This is a genomic window from Dorea ammoniilytica (genome assembly GCF_025567415.1).
GTDB lineage: Bacteria > Bacillota > Clostridia > Lachnospirales > Lachnospiraceae > Claveliimonas > Claveliimonas ammoniilytica.
This window is the reverse complement of record NZ_JAOQJV010000008.1, coordinates 22,040-41,652: the sequence shown is the minus strand read 5'-3', so window position 1 is coordinate 41,652 and position 19,613 is coordinate 22,040. Positions and strand designations below refer to the sequence as shown.

The 19,613-nt window shown below is 45.6% G+C and carries 22 protein-coding genes; 20 read left to right on the top strand and 2 right to left on the bottom strand.

Annotated features, from left to right (window positions below; all coding sequences use genetic code 11):
• Positions 1 to 56 precede the first annotated feature (56 nt).
• The 3 genes from OCV65_RS07735 to OCV65_RS07725 all read left to right on the top strand — a co-directional run bounded on the left by OCV65_RS07735 (position 57) and on the right by OCV65_RS07725 (position 1,861).
• Positions 57 to 347 carry a hypothetical protein gene (locus OCV65_RS07735; protein ID WP_262581576.1) on the top strand — a complete coding sequence of 97 codons (291 nt, stop codon included), beginning with the start codon at positions 57 to 59 and terminating at the stop codon, positions 345 to 347.
• A gap of 29 nt (positions 348 to 376) precedes the next feature.
• Positions 377 to 967: a peptide chain release factor H gene (prfH, locus tag OCV65_RS07730; protein ID WP_262581575.1), complete on the top strand. Its 591-nt coding sequence runs from the start codon at positions 377 to 379 to the stop codon at positions 965 to 967.
• A 171-nt stretch (positions 968 to 1,138) separates the two neighbouring features.
• Entirely contained in the window at positions 1,139 to 1,861 is a 723-nt protein-coding gene (locus OCV65_RS07725; protein ID WP_262581574.1) for a zinc ribbon domain-containing protein, read from the top strand.
• A gap of 74 nt (positions 1,862 to 1,935) precedes the next feature.
• Here the strand turns inward: OCV65_RS07725 and OCV65_RS07720 are convergent, their stop codons facing one another.
• A complete protein-coding gene (locus tag OCV65_RS07720) occupies positions 1,936 to 2,616 on the bottom strand; it encodes a TIGR00266 family protein (protein ID WP_262581573.1) in 681 nt (226 codons plus the stop codon).
• An 84-nt stretch (positions 2,617 to 2,700) separates the two neighbouring features.
• Between OCV65_RS07720 and OCV65_RS07715 the strand changes: the two genes are divergently transcribed.
• The 16 genes from OCV65_RS07715 (at position 2,701) to OCV65_RS07640 (ending at position 17,471) form a co-directional block, all read left to right on the top strand.
• Positions 2,701 to 2,892 (top strand): DUF6472 family protein, encoded by a 192-nt coding sequence (locus tag OCV65_RS07715; RefSeq protein WP_147345571.1) that lies wholly within the window; start codon positions 2,701 to 2,703, stop codon positions 2,890 to 2,892.
• A 61-nt stretch (positions 2,893 to 2,953) separates the two neighbouring features.
• On the top strand, positions 2,954 to 3,574 hold the full coding sequence (locus tag OCV65_RS07710; protein ID WP_330666902.1) for a DUF1847 domain-containing protein: 621 nt from the start codon (positions 2,954 to 2,956) through the stop codon (positions 3,572 to 3,574).
• Positions 3,575 to 3,767: 193 nt separating this feature from the next.
• On the top strand, positions 3,768 to 4,115 hold the full coding sequence (locus OCV65_RS07705) for a winged helix-turn-helix domain-containing protein (RefSeq protein WP_262581572.1): 348 nt from the start codon (positions 3,768 to 3,770) through the stop codon (positions 4,113 to 4,115).
• A 20-nt stretch (positions 4,116 to 4,135) separates the two neighbouring features.
• A complete protein-coding gene (locus OCV65_RS07700) occupies positions 4,136 to 5,167 on the top strand; it encodes a molybdopterin-binding protein (RefSeq protein ID WP_262581571.1) in 1,032 nt (343 codons plus the stop codon).
• A gap of 60 nt (positions 5,168 to 5,227) precedes the next feature.
• Positions 5,228 to 6,259, top strand: coding sequence for an XdhC family protein (locus tag OCV65_RS07695; protein ID WP_262581570.1), 1,032 nt, complete (start codon positions 5,228 to 5,230; stop codon positions 6,257 to 6,259).
• A 25-nt stretch (positions 6,260 to 6,284) separates the two neighbouring features.
• Complete coding sequence (moaA, locus tag OCV65_RS07690; RefSeq protein ID WP_262581569.1) at positions 6,285 to 7,250, top strand: GTP 3',8-cyclase MoaA; 966 nt, start codon at positions 6,285 to 6,287, stop codon at positions 7,248 to 7,250.
• Positions 7,251 to 7,253: 3 nt separating this feature from the next.
• Positions 7,254 to 8,186 carry an MOSC domain-containing protein gene (locus tag OCV65_RS07685; protein WP_262581568.1) on the top strand — a complete coding sequence of 311 codons (933 nt, stop codon included), beginning with the start codon at positions 7,254 to 7,256 and terminating at the stop codon, positions 8,184 to 8,186.
• 134 nt (positions 8,187 to 8,320) lie between these two features.
• Positions 8,321 to 9,226: a molybdate ABC transporter substrate-binding protein gene (modA, locus tag OCV65_RS07680; RefSeq protein WP_262581567.1), complete on the top strand. Its 906-nt coding sequence runs from the start codon at positions 8,321 to 8,323 to the stop codon at positions 9,224 to 9,226.
• Between the two features lie 33 nt (positions 9,227 to 9,259).
• The gene (gene modB, locus OCV65_RS07675) at positions 9,260 to 9,964 is read left to right on the top strand and encodes a molybdate ABC transporter permease subunit (RefSeq protein WP_262581566.1); all 705 of its coding nucleotides are present in this window, start codon (positions 9,260 to 9,262) and stop codon (positions 9,962 to 9,964) included.
• Between the two features lie 15 nt (positions 9,965 to 9,979).
• Entirely contained in the window at positions 9,980 to 10,456 is a 477-nt protein-coding gene (gene moaC / locus OCV65_RS07670) for a cyclic pyranopterin monophosphate synthase MoaC (RefSeq protein ID WP_262581565.1), read from the top strand.
• Complete coding sequence (locus tag OCV65_RS07665) at positions 10,453 to 11,508, top strand: sulfate/molybdate ABC transporter ATP-binding protein (protein ID WP_262581564.1); 1,056 nt, start codon at positions 10,453 to 10,455, stop codon at positions 11,506 to 11,508. Before moaC ends, OCV65_RS07665 begins: the two co-directional genes overlap by 4 nt.
• Before the next feature lie 120 nt (positions 11,509 to 11,628).
• Positions 11,629 to 13,020: an asparagine--tRNA ligase gene (gene asnS / locus OCV65_RS07660; protein WP_262581563.1), complete on the top strand. Its 1,392-nt coding sequence runs from the start codon at positions 11,629 to 11,631 to the stop codon at positions 13,018 to 13,020.
• Between the two features lie 43 nt (positions 13,021 to 13,063).
• Complete coding sequence (gene vanR / locus OCV65_RS07655; RefSeq protein ID WP_262581562.1) at positions 13,064 to 13,753, top strand: VanR-ABDEGLN family response regulator transcription factor; 690 nt, start codon at positions 13,064 to 13,066, stop codon at positions 13,751 to 13,753.
• Positions 13,743 to 14,969, top strand: a complete 1,227-nt coding sequence (locus OCV65_RS07650) for a sensor histidine kinase (RefSeq protein ID WP_262581561.1) — start codon at positions 13,743 to 13,745, stop codon at positions 14,967 to 14,969. The genes vanR and OCV65_RS07650 overlap by 11 nt, the downstream gene beginning before the upstream one ends.
• Positions 14,887 to 15,948 (top strand): metallophosphoesterase family protein, encoded by a 1,062-nt coding sequence (locus OCV65_RS07645; protein ID WP_262581560.1) that lies wholly within the window; start codon positions 14,887 to 14,889, stop codon positions 15,946 to 15,948. Before OCV65_RS07650 ends, OCV65_RS07645 begins: the two co-directional genes overlap by 83 nt.
• Positions 15,945 to 17,471, top strand: a complete 1,527-nt coding sequence (locus tag OCV65_RS07640; RefSeq protein WP_262581559.1) for an ATP-binding protein — start codon at positions 15,945 to 15,947, stop codon at positions 17,469 to 17,471. The genes OCV65_RS07645 and OCV65_RS07640 overlap by 4 nt, the downstream gene beginning before the upstream one ends.
• A gap of 101 nt (positions 17,472 to 17,572) precedes the next feature.
• On the opposite strand, the gene spoVG is transcribed toward OCV65_RS07640, so the two are convergent.
• Positions 17,573 to 17,851 carry a septation regulator SpoVG gene (gene spoVG / locus OCV65_RS07635; RefSeq protein WP_262581558.1) on the bottom strand — a complete coding sequence of 93 codons (279 nt, stop codon included), beginning with the start codon at positions 17,849 to 17,851 and terminating at the stop codon, positions 17,573 to 17,575.
• Between the two features lie 312 nt (positions 17,852 to 18,163).
• Between spoVG and murC the strand changes: the two genes are divergently transcribed.
• Positions 18,164 to 19,543 (top strand): UDP-N-acetylmuramate--L-alanine ligase, encoded by a 1,380-nt coding sequence (gene murC, locus OCV65_RS07630; RefSeq protein ID WP_262581557.1) that lies wholly within the window; start codon positions 18,164 to 18,166, stop codon positions 19,541 to 19,543.
• Positions 19,544 to 19,613 lie beyond the last annotated feature (70 nt).

The window sequence follows — 19,613 nt, the reverse complement described above, 5'->3', positions numbered from 1 at the left end:
CACATCCATATACTGGAATTAACCGATGGGAACAAAACGGAGGAACAGTATAAGACATGGATGATGAAAAATGGAAAAAAGCAGTAGACAAAACAGAAGAAGTTGTGTTCGGATATTGCGCATTGCGTGAGAATCGAAAAGCAAAAAAAGCATCGCGGAAAGCCAGATATCGTAGTCTGAAGCAACAAAAAGGTCGAGTGAGAGCGCTGTTACATATGGTTGGAGAGGGCATTATATTTGGGATAGTATATGGCATCTTCTGGTTGATAGCAGGTGTGATGGCGCTCAGACTCAAATGGTTGGGGGAACGGAGAGAAAAACGATATGATTCCTGGCAGGATAACTGACGATGCGCACAGAAAAATAGGAGATAGCAATGATTGTACAGTTGAGTTCAGGACAGGGACCGTCAGAGTGTGAACTGGCGGTGTTGAAATTATATGAAGCATTAAAAAAGGAATACCCGGATATAGAATTTTTGTCCGCACATGAAGCAAGAGAAAAAGGGTGTTACACGTCTATTATATTTACCACAGAACGGGATTTGTCAGATTTGGAAGGAAGCATTCAATGGATATGCAGAAGTCCATTTCGACCGAATCATAAGCGGAAAAACTGGTTTGTAGATGTGAGTATTATTCCGGAAATGGAAAACATTTGTAAGGATCAGGATATCCGGTTTGAGCGATTTCATTCCGGCGGAAAAGGCGGACAGAATGTGAATAAAGTGGAAACGGGTGTGCGCCTGATACATATTCCGACGGGTATCACGGTAACGTCCACGTCCGAGAGAAGTCAGTATGCAAATAAAAAAGATGCATTAGAGAAGTTAAATGTAATCTTAAGTCAGAGAGAACTGGAAGAAAAACAAAAACAGGTTAATTCTGCATGGAGAGAGCATACGAAGATTGTGAGAGGAAATCCGGTCAGAGTATATGAAGGCGTGGGATTTAAGCGAAAGAGATAAAGAACGTAAATTGGATAAAGAGGAATCCGTATGTAGGATGGGAAAAACCTTGAAAAATCCTTCTTAACCACGTATTATGTAATTATAGAATGATACATGCAATATTATTTGAACAAATGGTATTCATGACAGGATGAGAGTTGAAATACGTGAGAAGAGGAGGACGAGAGAGTGTTTTGTAGAAAGTGTGGTACGAAAAATCCAGATGATGCGAGATTCTGTCGTAACTGCGGTACACCGATGAGCAGTGGACCATCTGTGAACGGTGGTGGTTCCGTGAATGGTGGACAGAATGGGAATCCGACACCGCCGCCGATGGGACAGCCGGGAGCGATGCCGCGTAAGCCTAAGGGCAAACGCAACGGTGCGATGATTGCGATTGTAGCAGTGGTTGTGGTAGCATTGATTGCTTCAGCGGTATTTTTTACCCGGGTAATTGGAATTGGTGGCAGAAGTTACGAAGATACGATCGAAGATATGGTGGATGCAATGAATGATGCTGATATCGAGGCTTTTTTTGATCTGATTCCTAAGGAAGTAGTTGTATATGCACTGGAGCAGGAAGGATATACCGGATCTAAGAAGGAACTTCTGGAGCAGGCACATGAATTGTTACAGAATGAATGGAACGATTCATTGGGAAGTAATCTGATCGGTGCGGCAGTAGATGTAGACTATGAGATTCAGGATGCACAAGATGTCAAAGGTGATGAGTTAAAGAGTCTGAAAGAAGAGTACAAGGAGGCTGGTGTCAGAGTATCGGCTGCCAAGAACGTTAGCGTTAAATTTACCATCACTGCACTTGGATTCAGCCAGGATACGGTAGAGAACATACCGCTGATTAAGATAAGAGGCTCCTGGTATCTGGATGTAGAATCACTGGGAATGTTATAGAAAATAATAATGTTATGAAAATGACTTCTTTACCTGAAAGAGAACAGGAAAGAAGTCATTTTTAATGTTATATATTATTTGCCGGTTGGAATGTATGGACGGATTGCTCCGGCTACATTGCTGATCGGCATGGTCTGGAGCCATATGCGTCCCGGTCCGGTTATGACAGTGTTAAAGATGCCTTCACCGCCGAAAAGCATATTTTTCATGCCAGGCACAGCCTGTACGTCCATATTACAGGTGGCATCCATGGCTGCAAGGTGTCCCGTGTCGACGATGATCTGCTGACCGGGCTGAAGATTGTATTCCACTACGTGTCCGTCGAATTCGGCAAATACAATGCCCTGACCGCTGACCTTCTGCATGATGAAGCCTTCACCGCCGAAGAGACCGGATCCGATCTTCTTACGGAAATGCATGGAGAGTGTAACGCCTGCTTCGCTGGCGAGGAATGATTTCTTCTGGAAGATCATCTCATTACCTGGTGTAATCTGGAATGCGCGGATAGATCCCGGGAAGCAGGATGCAAATGCGATCATGCCGTTACCGTTCGTTGCAGTGTAGATATTCTGGAACATTTTCTCGCCGCTGACTGCACGCCCGAATGCTTTGCCGATGCCGCCGTTGCTGGTTGTTTCCATTTTCATATTCGGAGACATCCATGACATGGCGCCGCCCTCTGTAATCATGCGTTCTCCATCAGCCAGTTGACAGATAACAACCGGTAATGTTTCGCCCTGGATTTCATATTTCATAGTAGCCACCTCTTTCGCTTTTTCTTTTATTATAGTATAGTTAAGGCATATGGTCTACCAATATCGAGAAAAGAAGATCAGTAAATGGAGGAGTATAATATGGCGGCAAGCTGTGAGTTTTGTTCAAATTATGTATATGATGACGACGAGGAAGAATATTACTGTGATGTGAATCTGGACGAGGATGAGTATTACCGGTTCGTGAACAGTAATTATAAAGAATGTCCGTATTATCGGTCAAATGATGACTATAAGATCGTGAGACACCAGATGTGATCCGATGATTGCAGATGCGGGCAGATGTAAGAATGTGAAATGAGAGAGGATGGGGATCAGGATGGAACATTCATGTGTGGACTGTGCTATAAAGAAATGTAACACAGGTAAAGGAAAGTATCCGGAGTTCTGTGCAACAGAGCATATGCCGGATGAGGTACTTGCGGATGCAATGGCCTGTTATGAAGAGAAAGAGAACCGGGAAGTGTCCGTTGCGGCAGCGAGAGTGGAGTACGAGCATTATTGTCAGTACACCAGAGTGCAGGAGATCATGGCATTTGCGGAAAATATGCATATGAAGAAGCTTGGCATTGCAACATGCGTAGGTCTGTTGAATGAGAGTCGGACGTTGGCACGTATTTTCCGGGACAATGGATTCGAAGTGTATGGCATTGCCTGTAAGGCAGGTGCACAGAAGAAGACATCGGTGGGAATCCCGGAGGAATGTAATGCAGTGGGAGTGAATATGTGCAATCCGATTCTGCAGGCGAAGATGCTGAATGAAGCTGGCACGGAATTGAATGTGGTCGTGGGATTGTGCGTTGGACATGATAGTCTGTTTTACAAATATTCGGATGCGTTGTGTACGACAGCGGTGACAAAGGATCGTGTGTTAGGGCATAATCCGGTAGCGGCATTGTATACCGCAGAGACGTATTATAAAGATAAATTGAAAAAATAATGTAAGAATCGCAGGCTGTGATTAATCAAACGTTTTGATTACTAATAAAAGTTGTTTGATTAATCATAGCCTGTGTTAGTATAGTTTAATTTAAGCTGCTTAATTTCCTTCTTGCAACTGAGAAGAAAATATAGCATAATAAATGCTTAGAAAAGCGTTCGGTTTTTAAATGACGAACGGATAAGGAGAGCAAATGTTTCCACATATTAAGGTAGAATTAAGGGCAGAAGACAAATTTTTTGGACCGGGCGTGTGTGAATTGCTGGAACTGATTGAGCAGACAGGTTCCCTGCAATCGGCGTGCATGGAGATGGGACTTTCATATAGTAAGGGCAGCAGGATGCTGAGAGGCATCGAACGGCAGCTTGGAGTGTCGGCAGTGCACAGATGGACTGGTGGAGCCGGGGGCGGCGGAGCTGAATTGACGAGAGAAGGTAAACTTTTGATAGAGAATTACCGCTATATGACAGCTGAGATTGAGAAATATACGGAAACAGCATTTGATAAATATTTTGGCGGAGACTGGTTGAACAGAGAATAGCAGTACAGGAGGATTCGGTAATGAAATTAATCAGGACAGAAGATGCAGTGGGACATGTATTGTGCCACGATATTACACAGATCATCAAAGGTGTGACGAAGGATGCGGTATTTCGCAAAGGTCATATCGTGACGGAAGAAGATATTCCGGTACTCCTGTCTGTGGGTAAAGAGAACCTATATGTATGGGAAAAGGAAGTGGGCATGCTCCATGAGAATGAGGCGGCAGAGATTCTTCGGGAGATCAGCCAGGGTGAGCACATGCATCCATCTGAAGTGAAGGAAGGTAAGATTGAACTGATCGCGGATTGTGACGGTGTATTGAAGATCAATGGTGAAAAACTTCGCGCAGTGAATGCACTTGGCGAGATGATGATTGCCAGCCGTCATGGCAATTTCCCGGTAAAAAAGGGAGATAAGATCGCGGGCACGAGAGTGATTCCTCTGGTCATTGAAGAGGAGAAGATGAACCGTGCAAAGGAAGTGGCCGGAAAGGAGCCTATATTTCAGATTCTTCCCTATGAACATAAGAAAGTCGGAATCGTGACGACCGGAAGCGAGGTGTATCACGGACGGATTCAGGATACATTTACGCCGGTGATCGTTGATAAGGTTACTGAATATGGAGCAGAGATCGAGGGGCATGAGATCTGTGATGATAATCCGGAGATGATCGAGGATGCGATTCATGATCTGTTGCGAAGGGGATGCAACATGATACTTTGTACCGGCGGTATGAGCGTAGATCCTGATGACAGAACGCCGCTTGCAATTAAGAATGTAACCGGCAATGTGGTAAGCTATGGCGCACCGGTGCTTCCGGGAGCGATGTTCTTGCTGGCATATTACGGAGGAGATCTGCCTGTGATGGGATTGCCTGGTTGTGTCATGTATGCCAAGAGAACCGTGTTTGATTTAGTGTTGCCGAGAATTATGGCAGGAGAGATTCTGACAAAGGAAAATCTGGATCTGCTGGGCGAAGGTGGTTTGTGCTTGAATTGTCCGACATGTACATTCCCGAATTGTGGATTTGGCAAATGTGGCAGCAGATAACTGTCGGACTATCAGGGATTAATATCAGAAAATGATCAGCGAAAGTTGAGGAATGGATCAATGAGAGAGTTATTTGAAGCAATAGATAACTGCGAGGCAGGCAGTGTGAATATGGTGCTGACTGTGCTGGATGGAGAATATCTGGGAGAGAAGGCACTGGTATCAGATGGAAAGCTGATTTGGGAGAGTAATGAAGAAGGCTTCCTTTCAAAGTATGAAGAAGCAGTCTGTCAGATGCAGGACAGCGGCGTGGTTACAATAGGAGACAGCCGGGTGTTTTGTGACACATTGGGACAGGAAAAACAGCTGGTCATCTGTGGAGGCGGTCATGTGTCAATGCCCGTGATCAAAATTGGTATAATGATGGGCTGGGAAGTAACCGTACTGGAAGACAGGCCCAAATTTGCAGACAATGCCAGAAGAGCCGGGGCAAGTCATGTAATCTGTGAACCTTTTGAAGAGGGACTTGACAAAGTGCCGGGAAGTTCCGATACATATTTTGTAATTGTGACCCGTGGACATCGGTATGATCAGGCGTGCTTGGAAAAGATCGCAGAGAAAGAACATGCCTATATCGGTATGATCGGAAGTCGGAGAAGAACAACACTGGTCAAAAAGCTTCTGGAAGAACAAGGTACGGATAAGGCGGTATTAGATGCAGTCTATACACCAATCGGTCTGGATATCGGCGCTGAGACACCGGAAGAGATTGGCGTCGCGATCATGGCAGAGATTATTGAAGTGAAAAATAAGAAAAAACGTACCTTTGGATATTCTAAAGAAATGGTTAGAGCCATTACGGATACCGAAAAATATCCGGGCAGAAAGGTCATGACAACGATTATTACAAGAAAGGGATCGGCACCGCAGGGAATCGGTGTGAAGATGCTGGTGCTCGCAGATGGCAACTGTATTGGAACCATTGGCGGTGGCTGTATGGAGTCAGCGGTACTGCAGAAAGCATTGCTTCTGCTGAGAAGTGATGATACACAGGCAAGAATCTGTCAGGCAGATTTGACCGGTAATGATGCAGAAGACGAAGGCATGGTATGTGGTGGCATGGTAGATGTGCTGTTGGAAGTGATTGAGTAACAATGGTGTTGGGAAGCGGAAGATTATGAAAGATTTGCAGGGACGAGATATTAATTACATGAGAATATCGATTACCGACCGTTGCAATCTGCGTTGTAAATACTGTATGCCGGACGGCATCGAATTACTTCCAATGAGCGAGATCCTGACATTTGAGGAGATCCTGAGGGTCTGTAGGCAGGCGGTGGAACTTGGTATTACCCGTTTTAAGATCACCGGAGGAGAACCGTTAGTAAGACGCGGATGTGCAGACCTGATCCGCAAGATTAAGAAACTGCCGGGAGTAGAGCAGGTGACTATGACGACGAACGGAATACTGCTTTCCGAATATCTGGGCGAACTTCTGGATGCAGGACTGGATGCGGTGAATATCAGTCTGGATACGATGAATCGCGGACGGTTTGAGGAGATCACAGGATTTGATCAGTTATCGGAGGTATTGAAGTCGATAGATGCAGCGGTTGATAGCGGACTCAGAGTGAAAGTAAACGTAGTGCTGCAACAGGATAAAAATGCAGATGAATGGCAGAAGATTCTGGAGATCGCAGAGAGACGGCCGATTGATGTGCGGTTTATTGAGATGATGCCGATTGGAAAAGGAAGAGAGTGTGACGGAATTTCCAATGATGACCTGTTAAGAGAAATTCAGAAGCAGTATCCTGGAGTCTGTAAGGACGATCGTGTGCATGGTAATGGACCGGCGGTATATTATCACATTCCCGGATTCGTTGGAAGTGTGGGATTCATCAGTGCAATCCATGGAGTATTCTGCAGTAACTGTAACCGGATACGTATGACGGCGACGGGAGAGCTGAAGCCTTGTCTCTGTTACAGAGATACAATGTCTGTGAAAGATGCAGCCAGGTATGGAACGGATTCGGATATTCGGGAAAAGTTACAGGAAGCTATACAGATGAAACCAAAGCAGCACTGTTTTGATGTCGAAGAGGATATTACAGAACAGCACAAGATGGTTCAGATAGGGGGATAACAGATGGGAAAGATATTAGGCATCTGTATCAGTGAAAAGCGCGGTACAGAGAAGCATGAGATACAGGAAGCCAATCTGGTTAAGGATTGGGGAATCGAGGGAGATGCTCACGGCGGCAAATGGCACAGGCAGGTGAGTCTGCTGTCCTTTGAGAAGATTGAAGATTTCCGGGCAAAAGGTGCAGAAGTAGATTTTGGCGCATTTGGCGAGAATCTGATCGTAGAAGGATACGATCTTCGGGCGCTTCCGGTGGGAACCAGATTCCAGATCGGAGATGCGGTGCTGGAGTTGACGCAGATCGGAAAGGAATGCCACAGCCACTGTCAGATCTACAAGCGGATGGGTGACTGCATCATGCCGAGAGAAGGCGTATTTACCGAAGTAGTCAAGCCTGGACATATCAAAGTGGGTGATGAGATTACCATGATTCCACCGAAGAAAGACAGACCATTTACCGCAGCAGTGATCACACTGAGTGATAAAGGTGCTGCCGGAGAGCGGGAAGATAAGAGTGGACCGAAGATTGTGGAGATGATTAAATCGGCAGGCTACGATGTGAAGGAGACATTACTTCTTCCGGATGGAAAGCCTGCATTGGAGAAACAGTTGATCCGGCTTGCAGACCAGCGTCAGATCAATGTGATATTTACCACGGGCGGTACGGGATTTGCTGAGCGTGATGTGACGCCGGAGGCGACAATTGCAGTCTGTGACCGTATGGCAAATGGTATCGCCGATGCAATCCGCAATTATTCGATGACGATTACGCCGAGAGCAATGTTCAGCAGAGCAGTATCGGGTATCCGGAAAAGGACGTTAATCATTAACCTTCCGGGAAGTCCGAAGGCAGTGCAGGAGGCATTGGAATTTCTGCTTCCGCATCTGGATCACGGGATTGGAATATTAAGAGGCAGTGAAGGGGAGTGTGCCAGATAGACGTGGAGGACTGTGAATAGTAACGGATAGGCACATCTTTCTCGAGAAAGATAAATAATACATTGGCTTACGATCGTTAGATTTTTGAAAGTGGAACGGTTTAAGAATAGAAAATCATAATAAGGAGGACAATCATGAAGAAACGAGTATTAGCAGCAATGTTAGCAGGCGTGATGGTATTGGGACTTGCCGGATGTGGCGGAAGTTCCGATGATAAGAAAGAAGATGCCAAGACAGAGGACACAGCAAAGGACGAAGACAAGGAAAGTGACGGAGAGCAGTTTGAAAACACCACGATTACGATCTTTGCAGCAAAGAGTCTGAACGGCGTAGTCGATGAGCTGATTGCTATGTATAATGAGGAGCAGCCGAATGTAGAGGTTGTAGCAAGCTATGACAGTTCAGGAACTCTGATGGAGCAGATTGAGCAGGGTGCAGCGTGTGACCTGTTTTTCTCAGCAGCACAGAAGCAGATGGATCAGCTCGAAGGAGACGAGCTTGTAGTAGACGGAACCCGTGCAAATGTAGTCAACAATCAGGTATGTGTGGTAACATACAAAGGAAGCGACACGAAGGTAACCGGACTGGAAGACATTGACAAGGCTGAAAGCTTTGCACTGGCTGATGGAAGTGTTCCGGTTGGTAAATACACACGCCAGGCTATGGTAAATGCAGGTATGCTGGATAAGGTTGATGATGTATCTGCGATCACAACACAGGAAGTATCGGATGCACTCGGCGGAATCGAGATCAACGAGTGTGCCAATGTTGGTGCGGTAACAGCAGCTGTATCAGAAGGATCTAACGAAGTGGGGACCGTATATAAATCAGACACATACGGACTGGAAGACAAGCTTGAGATTTTGCAGGTAGTAGGCTATGACCTGACAGGAGACGTTATCTACCCGGTCGCTCAGATCAAGAATGACGAAGCCGATGATCTGGAAAGTGAAGCAGCACTGGATTTCCTGCATTTCCTGACATCAGATAAGGCAAAAGAAGTATATGAGAAATATTTATTCGATACAGATGTAGAGTAATAAACGAATGATTAAAGTAAGGAGACGATCGAGATGAAAGAGATTATGGAGATTTTGAATAACCTGGACTGGAGTCCGCTGTTTATATCAATCAAGACGGGTATCGTGGCGACCATCATCTCTTTCTTTCTCGGCATCTATGCGGCACGTAAGGTGATCAAGGCAAAACCAGGGGTAAAAGCGGTGGCGGACGGAATTCTGACGCTTCCTATGGTGCTGCCGCCTACGGTAGCCGGATTTTTCCTGCTGCTGTTATTCAGCAGAAGAAGACCGGTGGGAATCTTTTTGTATGAGACATTTGACATTAAGGTCGTACAGACCTGGCTTGGATGTATTATCGCAGCAACGGTAATCGCATTTCCATTAATGTACCGGAATGCCAGAGCGGCATTTGAGCAGGTGGACGTGAATCTGATCTATGCAGGAAGAACACTTGGTATGAGTGAAATGGCCATTTTCTGGAAAGTGGTGGTGCCAACGGCAGGACCGGGAATCATATCCGGAACGATCCTGACATTTGCAAGAGCGCTTGGTGAGTATGGAGCAACGTCCATGCTTGCAGGCAATATTCCGAAAAAGACGGCAACCATTTCCCAGAGGATAGCCATGGTCGTGCAGGATGGCGACTATATGACGGCGGGAGTGTGGGTCATCATCGTTATGCTGATTGCATTCGGTGTGATTGTATTGATGAATCTGATCTCCGGCAGGAAAATGAAAAATATCAAACGTTGGTAAGAAAGAGGACAGGTTATGGGTGAGTTTACACATTTTAACGGACAGGGCGAAGCGATTATGGTGGATGTCAGTGAGAAGCAGGATACGGTAAGAGAAGCGATAGCGTCGGGGCGTATCCGTATGTCAGAAGAATGCTATGCAAAGGTGAAAGCCGGTGACATGAAGAAAGGGGATGTGCTGGGCGTGGCGCGGATCGCAGGCATCATGGGAACCAAGAAGACTGCAGAGCTGATTCCGCTGTGCCATATCCTGAATCTCAGTAAAGTAGAAGTGGAATTTATCTGTCACGATGAGACCTGTGAGATTGAGGTCAGATGTACGGCAAAAACGACAGGTAAGACGGGCGTAGAAATGGAAGCACTGACTGGTGTAAATGTAACACTGCTTACCATTTATGATATGTGCAAGGCAGTAGATAAAGGTATGGAAATCAATGAAGTCCATCTGCTCCGGAAATCCGGCGGCAAGAGCGGACTGTGGGAGAGAGTATGATTGAGATAAATATCAGCAGGACACTGGGAAGATTCCATCTGAATATGGAAGTGAAGAGTGACAGCAGGCGGATCGGCATCCTGGGGGCAAGCGGCTGTGGCAAGAGTATGACGCTAGGATGCATTGCCGGAATTGAGTCACCGGATCGGGGGCGGATCGTGCTGGAAGGACGCACGCTGTATGACAGAGATCAGAAGATCAATGTGAAGCCACAGAAGAGGAAGATCGGCTATCTGTTCCAGAATTATGCATTATTCCCGACCATGTCTGTGCGTAAGAATATTATGGCGGGGCTGAAATGCGGCAAGGCAGAGCAGGAGCAGATCGCAGATAAGATGATCACCAAGTTCCAGCTGGACGGACTGGGAGACCGGCTGCCGGGAGAGCTTTCCGGCGGGCAGCAACAGAGAGCAGCACTGGCAAGGATCATGGCTTATGAACCAGAGGTGATCCTGCTGGATGAGCCATTTTCCGCATTGGATGAATTTCTAAAAGACAGACTGCAGCAGGAACTGATTCAGATGCTGGAGGACTATCCGGGAACCGTTATTCTGGTGTCGCATAGTCGGGATGAGATCTACCGTTTCAGTGATGAACTGATCGTTATGGATCAGGGGAAAGTGGTGTGTCACGGAAACACAGAAGAGACGTTTGATTGCCCGGAATGGAAAGAAGCAGCAAGGCTGACCGGATGTAAGAATATCACGGAAGCCATCAGAGAAGACGAGCATCATCTGCAGGTGCCGGGCTGGGGTATCCGGTTTACTCTGGGACAGCAGATCGATGAGGATATCCGTTATGTGGGAATCCGTGCGCATGATTTCGAACCAATCTGGCTTGCTGACGGAGAGCATCCGGAGGAAGGATGGATAAAAGTAAAAGTGGACAGCGTTGCAAAGCTGCCGTTTGAACATAAGTATTTTCTTAAAGAATCAGAGGAACAGGAGGATGTCTGCTGGTTCGTACAGAGAGAGCTGTGGGATGTGCTGGAAAAGAAAGGTATGCCGGGGTGGCTTAAGATACCGGAAGAGAAATTGCTGTTATTAAAATAAAGTGCAATAAGGGAATCGGCAATGCCGGTTCCCTTAAAAATTAGAGTTCATAAACCCTGCGTTATGTGCTATAATAAGAAAGCATTTATAATGATACTATTTTAGAAGGAGTTATTTGGTATGGATTTGTTAACAATCAGAGAATTATATAAAGACCAGGAGAAGTATCTGGATCAGGAGATTACCATTGGGGGATGGGTAAGAAGTATCCGTGATTCTAAGAGTTTTGGATTTATCGTAGTAAATGACGGAACGTATTTTCAGCCGTTACAGGTAGTGTACAGCGACAAGCTGGACAACTTTGCCGAGATCTCTAAGATGAATGTTGGAGCAGCAATCATTGTGAAGGGTACACTGGTAGCGACTCCACAGGCAAAGCAGCCATTTGAGATCCAGGCAGAAGAAGTACAGATCGAGGGAGCATCCGCACCGGATTATCCGCTGCAGAAGAAGCGTCACAGCTTTGAGTATCTGCGTACCATCAGCCACCTGAGACCACGTACAAATACATTCCAGGCAGTGTTCCGTGTACGTTCACTGACAGCATATGCAATTCACAAATTCTTCCAGGAGAGAGGATTTGTATATGTTCACACACCACTGATCACAGCAAGTGACTGTGAGGGCGCAGGTGAGATGTTCCAGGTAACTACACTGGATATGGACAATGTGCCTAAGACTGATGACGGCAAAGTAGATTACGCGCAGGATTTCTTTGGCAAGCAGACAAGCCTTACCGTAAGTGGCCAGCTGAATGGAGAGACTTATGCACAGGCATTCCGCAACATTTATACATTTGGACCGACATTCCGTGCAGAGAATTCTAACACGACACGTCATGCAGCAGAGTTCTGGATGATTGAGCCGGAGATCGCATTTGCAGATCTGGAAGACAATATGGAATTGGCAGAAGCTATGCTGAAATATGTCATTACTTACGTAATGGAGAATGCACCGGAAGAGATGAAGTTCTTTAATTCATTTGTAGACAAGGGACTGATCGACCGTCTGGAGAATGTCGTATCTTCTGACTTCGCAAGAGTGACCTATACAGAAGCTGTTGAGATGCTGGAGAAGCACAATGACAAATTCGATTACAAGGTATCCTGGGGCGTAGACCTGCAGACAGAGCACGAGCGTTATCTGACAGAGCAGGTATTTAAGCGTCCGGTATTCGTAACAGATTACCCGAAGGATATCAAGGCATTTTATATGAAGATGAATGATGATAATAAGACTGTGGCAGCAGTAGACTGCCTGGTACCTGGCATCGGTGAGATCATCGGAGGAAGCCAGAGAGAAGACGATTACGAGAAGCTGGCAGCGCGTATGGAAGAACTGGGTATGAAGACAGAGGATTATCAGTTCTACATGGATCTTCGCAAATACGGTTCTACCCGCCATGCCGGATTCGGACTGGGATTCGAGAGATGCATCATGTACCTGACCGGTATGAGCAATATCCGTGACGTGATCCCATTCCCAAGAACAGTAAACAATTGCGAGTTATAAGCAATCACAGATGATGATGCCGCAGACTGACAGGAGGAATCGTATGAATATATTAGTAGTAGATGACGAAAGAGAAATAGCAGATGTTATCGAACTGTATCTTCAGAATGATCAGTATTCGGTATTTAAGTTTTATACAGGACAGGACGCATTGGACTGCATCCGGGATAAGAAGATCGATCTGGCGATCCTGGATGTGATGCTTCCGGACATTGACGGTTTCCAGATCCTGAAGAAGATCCGTGAGAAGTACACATTTCCGGTTATCATGCTGACAGCAAAGACCGAGTATATGGACAAGATCACGGGACTTACACTGGGGGCGGACGATTATATGCCGAAGCCATTTAATCCATTGGAGCTTGTTGCCCGGGTAAAGGCACAGATCCGCCGGTATACGCAGTATAACGAAGTGGGCAAGGATGCCGGAGATGTGATTGATGTGGGAGGTCTGTTCCTGAACCGTACCTCACATGAATGTATTTATAATGAGGTACCGCTGACACTGACACCGATTGAATTTGATATTCTGTGGCTGCTCTGTGAGAACCGGGGCAAGGTGATCAGTTCGGAAGAATTATTTGAAAAAGTATGGAATGAAAAGTACTATAAGAACAGTAACAATACGGTAATGGTGCATATCCGGCATCTCCGTGAGAAGCTGAGTGCACCGACCGGTAACTCGGATTTCATTAAGACCGTATGGGGAGTAGGATACAAAGTTGAAGAATAATTATCGTAAGTTAAAGTTCAGTATTCTGCTGGAGACGGTGCTGATCACGGCACTGACTGTATTGGTTGGCGGCTTTCTTCTTAATTATGTGGTGGACGGAATTTACAACGACTCCTTTGCAAAGGGGTTTGTCAAGTTCATGGAAGCCTTTCATATGGAAGAACAGACCGCCATTCATTTATATTGGAGACTGATCGGGAATAACAAGATTTTCTTTTTGATCATGGGATTCCTTCTGCTTTTTGCGCTGTTTTTCTACATTGCACTGACGCAGATGACGAGATATCTGGATCAGGTGGGAGATGGCATAGAGAATATTCTGTCGGAATCGTCTGAGCCGATTCATCTGATCACAGAGCTGAAGCCGATTGAGATCCGTCTGAATGAGATCAAGGCGACTTTGAAGCGGCAGGAGCTGGAAGCAGTTGAGAGTGAAAAGCGTAAGAATGATATGGTGCTCTTTTTGGCGCATGATCTGAAGACACCACTGACATCGGTGGTGGCGTATCTGACTATGCTTGACAGCCACCCGGATATGTCGGTAGAGGAACGTGCCAAGTACACACACATTTCTCTGGAAAAAGCAATCCGTCTGGGTGATCTGATCAATGAGTTTTTTGATATTACCAAGTTCAGTCTGCAGGAATTTGAACTGGAGCCGGTGGATCTGAATCTGTCTATGATGCTGGAGCAGATTGCAGACGAGTTGTATGGAGTGCTTCAGGAGAAGCATCTGACCTGTGAAGTAGAAGCAGAGGATAATCTGGAAGTTGAGGGAGATCCGGACAAGTTGGCACGCGTATTTGACAATATTCTCAGAAATGCTGTGGCATACTGTTATGAGAATACGACGATCCGCATTGATGCGCATATGAAGCGCGGTGATGTGGAGATTGTATTTCAGAATGAAGGCAAGAAGATTCCGGGAGCCAAGCTGCAGACGATTTTTGAAAAATTCTATCGCCTGGATGATTCCCGTTCTACAGAGACAGGCGGTGCAGGACTGGGGCTTGCCATTGCCCGTGAGATCGTAGAGCTTCACGGAGGTCGGATCATAGCCAAGAGTGATGACAATAAGACACAGTTTGTAGTAACGCTGCCATCGAAGAACAAGCAGGAAGAAGGAGACAGCGATGAGGTTCATACACATAGCGGACGTGCATCTAGGGGCAAGTCCGGACGCAGGAAAAAAGTACAGCGAAAAAAGAAAAAATGAGATCTGGGACAGCTTTCGCAAAGTGATCGAGGTGTGCCGCAGAGAGGAGACGGATCTGCTGCTGATCGCAGGAGATCTTTTTCACAGACAGCCGCTGCTTCGGGAACTGAAGGAAGTGGATGCCATGTTTGGAAGCATTCCGCATACACAGGTGGTGCTTGTGGCGGGCAATCATGACTATATTAAAAAGCAGTCATATTACCGTAATTATACGTGGAATCAGAATGTGTACATGATCTTATCGGATGAAGTGTCGTGTATTCAGTTACCGACCATGAATCTGGCTGTGTATGGATGCAGCTATTATGAAAAAGAGAATCAGGAGTCGTTATACGAGCAGATAGAGTTAAAGGATATCTGCAGATATCATATTCTGCTGGCACATGGCGGGGATGCATCTCATTTGCCATTCCGCAAAACGGTTGTAGATGAGATTGGATTCGACTATGTGGCGCTGGGACATATCCACAAGCCAGAAGTGCTGATTCCAAATCGTATGGCATATGCTGGCGCGTTGGAGCCGATCGATCGCAATGATATCGGCGCGCATGGATTTGTGCGGGGGATTCTGGATCCGAGCGGATGCCGCATTTCTTTCGTGGAACATGCGGAGCGCGAATATGTACATCTGGATGTACCGGTGGATGAGAAGATGACTGGCTATGATCTGCATACCAGGATTGACGAACTGATCGGTCAGAGGGGTGTACAGAATATGTATTGTCTGAGTCTGGAAGGCAGACGTGATCCGGATGTGGCATTTGATCTGAGCCAGATAGATACTTTTGGAAATGTGCTGGAGATTGCGGATCATACCAGACCGGCATATGACTATGAGAAACTGCTGGGACGCAATCAGGAGAATCTGCTGGGGCGCTATATTGCAAGCTTTGAAGGTGCAGAAGCGAACAGCACGGAATACGCAGCTTTGTGCGAAGGAGTACAGGCGCTGCTTGATACAAGGAGAGAACAGGCATGAAGCTTCGGGAACTGAAACTGAAGAATTTTGGTAAATTTCATGATAAGAGCATTCAGCTTCAGGATGGGATCAATGTGATCTGTGGGGAGAATGAATCCGGCAAGACTACAATACATACTTTTATTAAGGCAATGTTGTTTGGACTGGAGCGCGGACGCGGACGGGCGTCGGCGAAGGATACATTTTCCAGATATGAACCCTGGGAATTCGGTAATTATTATTCAGGAGAACTGAGGTTTCAAAGCAATGAGAAAGATTTTTGTTTGCAAAGAAACTTTGACAAATATTCCAAGAGCGTTAAGTTATATTGTGAGACGGATGGCGAAGAATTATCTCCCGAGGATGGCGACCTGGAGATGGTATTGGATGGACTGACAGCGTCGTCTTATGAGAACACACTGTGTATCGGGCAGCTTCATACAGCGACCAACCAGGCACTGGCTGCGGAACTTAAGAATTATGCGACCGGTTATTATATGACCGGAGACAGTGATATTGATGTGTCAGCAGCGAGAGCGGAATTGCTTGAGAAGAAGAAGGAAGCTGACCGGGAAGCAAGGGAGATGTTGCAGCGCAAAGAGCGTAAGAGGGAGACTTTAGAACAGGAAGCGGCACATATATGGAGAGACATTCATTATATGGACAGCGAGTTAAAGGAAGTAGAACTGGAATTACAGTACCGGGATGTGGATGAAGTGGAAGAAGAACCGCCAGAAGAAGTGCCGACATCCAGGTGGAGAGTGCATCCACTGGAAATTGTGGCAATTATAGGTGCCTGTATCCTGCTTTTGTGTGTATTGCCTGGTCCGTGGAATTCACTGGTCACGACTGTAGTTATCGTGCTTGGAATTATCTATATCTGGAACAGGATGAAGGTTGGCAAGCGGAAAGCGAAGACAGAAGAAGTGACAGAAGAACTGGATGTCGGGGAAGAACTGATATCGACAGAGAAGCTTCAGTGGAAGAAAGAACAACTGACCAATATGTGTAAGGAAAAGCAGATTGAATATGAGAATCTGCAGGAAAGTCTCCGGGAACTGGATCATATGAATATGGATTACAGAGAAGTGGATCGTAAGAGAGAAGCACTTATACTGGCAATCAGTCGTCTGGACATGCTGACTTTGGAAATGCAGAAGCAGATGGAACAGGTGCTGAACCGTAAGGCATCTGCGGTCATAGAGAAACTGACGGATGGAAGATACAGTCGCCTGGTGATTGATGATTCTCTGCACATGCATGTATGGCATGAGAATCAGCAGATCGCGGTAGAGCAGCTCAGCCAGGGAACGCTGGAACAGATTTATTTTGCGTTGCGGATGGCGGTAGCAGATCTTCTGTATGCGGAAGATTATCCGATTATTCTGGATGAGACCTTTGCATATTATGATGATACCAGACTGGAACGAGCAATGGCGTGGCTTGCAGAATCGGGAAGACAGGTGCTTTTATTTACCTGTCATCACAGAGAAAGAGACCTGTTGAAAAAAATGAATATTGCTTATGCAGATATAAGACTATAAAGAAAGGGAGTCATCACTTCATGAAACGATGTTCGTGAAGTAGTGACTCCTTTCTTTGGTTACCTGATCCCGAGTATTATACCTCTCTCTGATGTCAAAACCTATGCTGTCTCCTGGAAATCTTCCTGCATAGCTTCTTCGTATTTTCTGAGAATTATGCTCTGAATCCGCTCTCTTGTGCCAGAGTTGATTGGATGCGCAACATCCCGATATTCACCGTCTGCTGTCTTCTTGCTAGGCATTGCAATGAAAAGCCCCTTTTCCCCCTCGATCACTTTGATATCATGTACTACGAACTCTTCATCCATAGTGATAGATACCACAGCTTTGAGCTTTCCCTCCTTTGCAACTTTGCGCACACGTACATCTGTAATCTGCATGGCGTATTCAGCTCCTTTCTCCGGCGATAGCTCTAGCCGGCATTCCTCTATTCTTTTTATCCCACTATTGTTACAGCATCTCAATGACTGTTAATAATGATATATGTCAAGTATAGCATAGATTGATCTGTATGTGAACAAATATTACAAAAAAATATAAAATAGCAAAAAAAAATTGTTTAAAATTTACAAAAGTAAGCGTGGCTTATTTTTGCAAAGAGAAACATGATGTTTTATGACGTTTACAGCTTGGATTTTTCTAAATATATGTTTATAATAAGATAGATAGAACAAGCTAGGAGGCTTTAATTAATGTATAAGATTAATTTTGGAGAGCCAATCCATGTGCATTTTATTGGCATTGGCGGTATAAGTATGAGCGGGCTTGCAGAGGTATTGTTAAAAGAGGGATTTGCAGTATCGGGATCTGATGCCAAAGAGTCAGCTCTGACAGACCATCTTGAACAGATGGGAGCAAGAGTGTTTTATGGACAGAAAGCGTCCAATATTATAGAAGGAATTGATGTAGTAGTATATACAGCTGCGATCCATGAAGATAACGAAGAATTTATGGAGGCAAAGAGACAGAATCTTCCAATGCTCAGTCGTGCAGAACTTCTGGGTCAGTTGATGCGTAATTATGATATGCCGATCGCAGTATCAGGTACCCATGGTAAGACAACTACGACATCTATGCTGTCACAGATTCTGTTGGCAGATGATCAGGATCCGACATTATCGGTAGGAGGTATCCTGAAGGCAATTGGTGGTAATATCCGTGTTGGAGATTCGGAACTCTTTGTGGCGGAGGCGTGTGAGTATACCAACAGTTTCCTGCATCTGTTTCCGAAGCTTGCGATCATCCTGAATATTGATGCGGATCATCTGGACTTTTTTAAGGACCTTCAGGATATCCGTAATTCGTTCCGCAAGTTTGCTGAATTACTTCCGGAAGATGGTGTGCTGGTAATCAATCAGCAGATTCCGAATGTGGAAGAGATTACAGATGGTCTGGCATGTAAGGTGGTAACCTTTGGCACGGATCCGTCCGCAGATTACAGCGCAGCAGACATTGCACATGACGAAGTGGGAGATTCTTCCTTCGATGTGATGCATGACGGACAGAAGATGGGACGCATGGCACTTTCTGTGACAGGTGAGCACAATGTGCTGAATGCATTGTCAGCCATTGCAGCAGCAGATATTCTGGGTATTCCATTTGTGTCTATGCAGAAAGGTCTGAAGGAGTTCCGTGGAACGGATCGTAGATTTGAATATAAAGGCGCTAAAAATGGATTCACGATTATAGATGATTATGCACATCATCCGACCGAGATCCGGGCGACACTGACAGCAGCAGAGAATTATCCGCATAAAGAAGTGTGGTGTATTTTCCAGCCACATACCTACACCAGAACCAAGGCATTATTTGATGAGTTTGTTGATGCACTTTCTACAACAGACCATGTGATTCTGGCAGATATATATGCTGCAAGAGAGACGGATACACTGGGAGTATCCGCAGAACAGATCGCAGAAGCATTGAAGAAAAAAGGCTGTGACGCATATTATCTGCCGTCTTTTGAGAAGATCGAAGAATTCGTTCTGGAAAGATGTCAGAAGGGGGATGTGTTGATAACTATGGGAGCCGGAGATGTTGTAAATATAGGAGAAAAGCTCCTTCAGGACTAGTTATCCACATTATCCACATGAATTTATCCACAAAAAAGACAGATTTTGCGTGAAAAAAAACTTTTTCGGT

Coding starts and splice junctions, on each gene's coding strand:
- OCV65_RS07735 (WP_262581576.1), top strand. CDS start 57: ATGGATGATGAAAAATGGAAAAAAGCAGTAGACAAAACAGAAGAAGTT.
- prfH (WP_262581575.1), top strand. CDS start 377: ATGATTGTACAGTTGAGTTCAGGACAGGGACCGTCAGAGTGTGAACTG.
- OCV65_RS07720 (WP_262581573.1), bottom strand. CDS start 2,616: ATGAAATATGAAATCCAGGGCGAAACATTACCGGTTGTTATCTGTCAA.
- OCV65_RS07715 (WP_147345571.1), top strand. CDS start 2,701: ATGGAGGAGTATAATATGGCGGCAAGCTGTGAGTTTTGTTCAAATTAT.
- OCV65_RS07710 (WP_330666902.1), top strand. CDS start 2,954: ATGGAACATTCATGTGTGGACTGTGCTATAAAGAAATGTAACACAGGT.
- OCV65_RS07705 (WP_262581572.1), top strand. CDS start 3,768: ATGTTTCCACATATTAAGGTAGAATTAAGGGCAGAAGACAAATTTTTT.
- OCV65_RS07700 (WP_262581571.1), top strand. CDS start 4,136: ATGAAATTAATCAGGACAGAAGATGCAGTGGGACATGTATTGTGCCAC.
- OCV65_RS07695 (WP_262581570.1), top strand. CDS start 5,228: ATGAGAGAGTTATTTGAAGCAATAGATAACTGCGAGGCAGGCAGTGTG.
- moaA (WP_262581569.1), top strand. CDS start 6,285: ATGAAAGATTTGCAGGGACGAGATATTAATTACATGAGAATATCGATT.
- OCV65_RS07685 (WP_262581568.1), top strand. CDS start 7,254: ATGGGAAAGATATTAGGCATCTGTATCAGTGAAAAGCGCGGTACAGAG.
- modA (WP_262581567.1), top strand. CDS start 8,321: ATGAAGAAACGAGTATTAGCAGCAATGTTAGCAGGCGTGATGGTATTG.
- modB (WP_262581566.1), top strand. CDS start 9,260: ATGAAAGAGATTATGGAGATTTTGAATAACCTGGACTGGAGTCCGCTG.
- moaC (WP_262581565.1), top strand. CDS start 9,980: ATGGGTGAGTTTACACATTTTAACGGACAGGGCGAAGCGATTATGGTG.
- OCV65_RS07665 (WP_262581564.1), top strand. CDS start 10,453: ATGATTGAGATAAATATCAGCAGGACACTGGGAAGATTCCATCTGAAT.
- asnS (WP_262581563.1), top strand. CDS start 11,629: ATGGATTTGTTAACAATCAGAGAATTATATAAAGACCAGGAGAAGTAT.
- vanR (WP_262581562.1), top strand. CDS start 13,064: ATGAATATATTAGTAGTAGATGACGAAAGAGAAATAGCAGATGTTATC.
- OCV65_RS07645 (WP_262581560.1), top strand. CDS start 14,887: ATGAGGTTCATACACATAGCGGACGTGCATCTAGGGGCAAGTCCGGAC.
- OCV65_RS07640 (WP_262581559.1), top strand. CDS start 15,945: ATGAAGCTTCGGGAACTGAAACTGAAGAATTTTGGTAAATTTCATGAT.
- spoVG (WP_262581558.1), bottom strand. CDS start 17,851: ATGCAGATTACAGATGTACGTGTGCGCAAAGTTGCAAAGGAGGGAAAG.
- murC (WP_262581557.1), top strand. CDS start 18,164: ATGTATAAGATTAATTTTGGAGAGCCAATCCATGTGCATTTTATTGGC.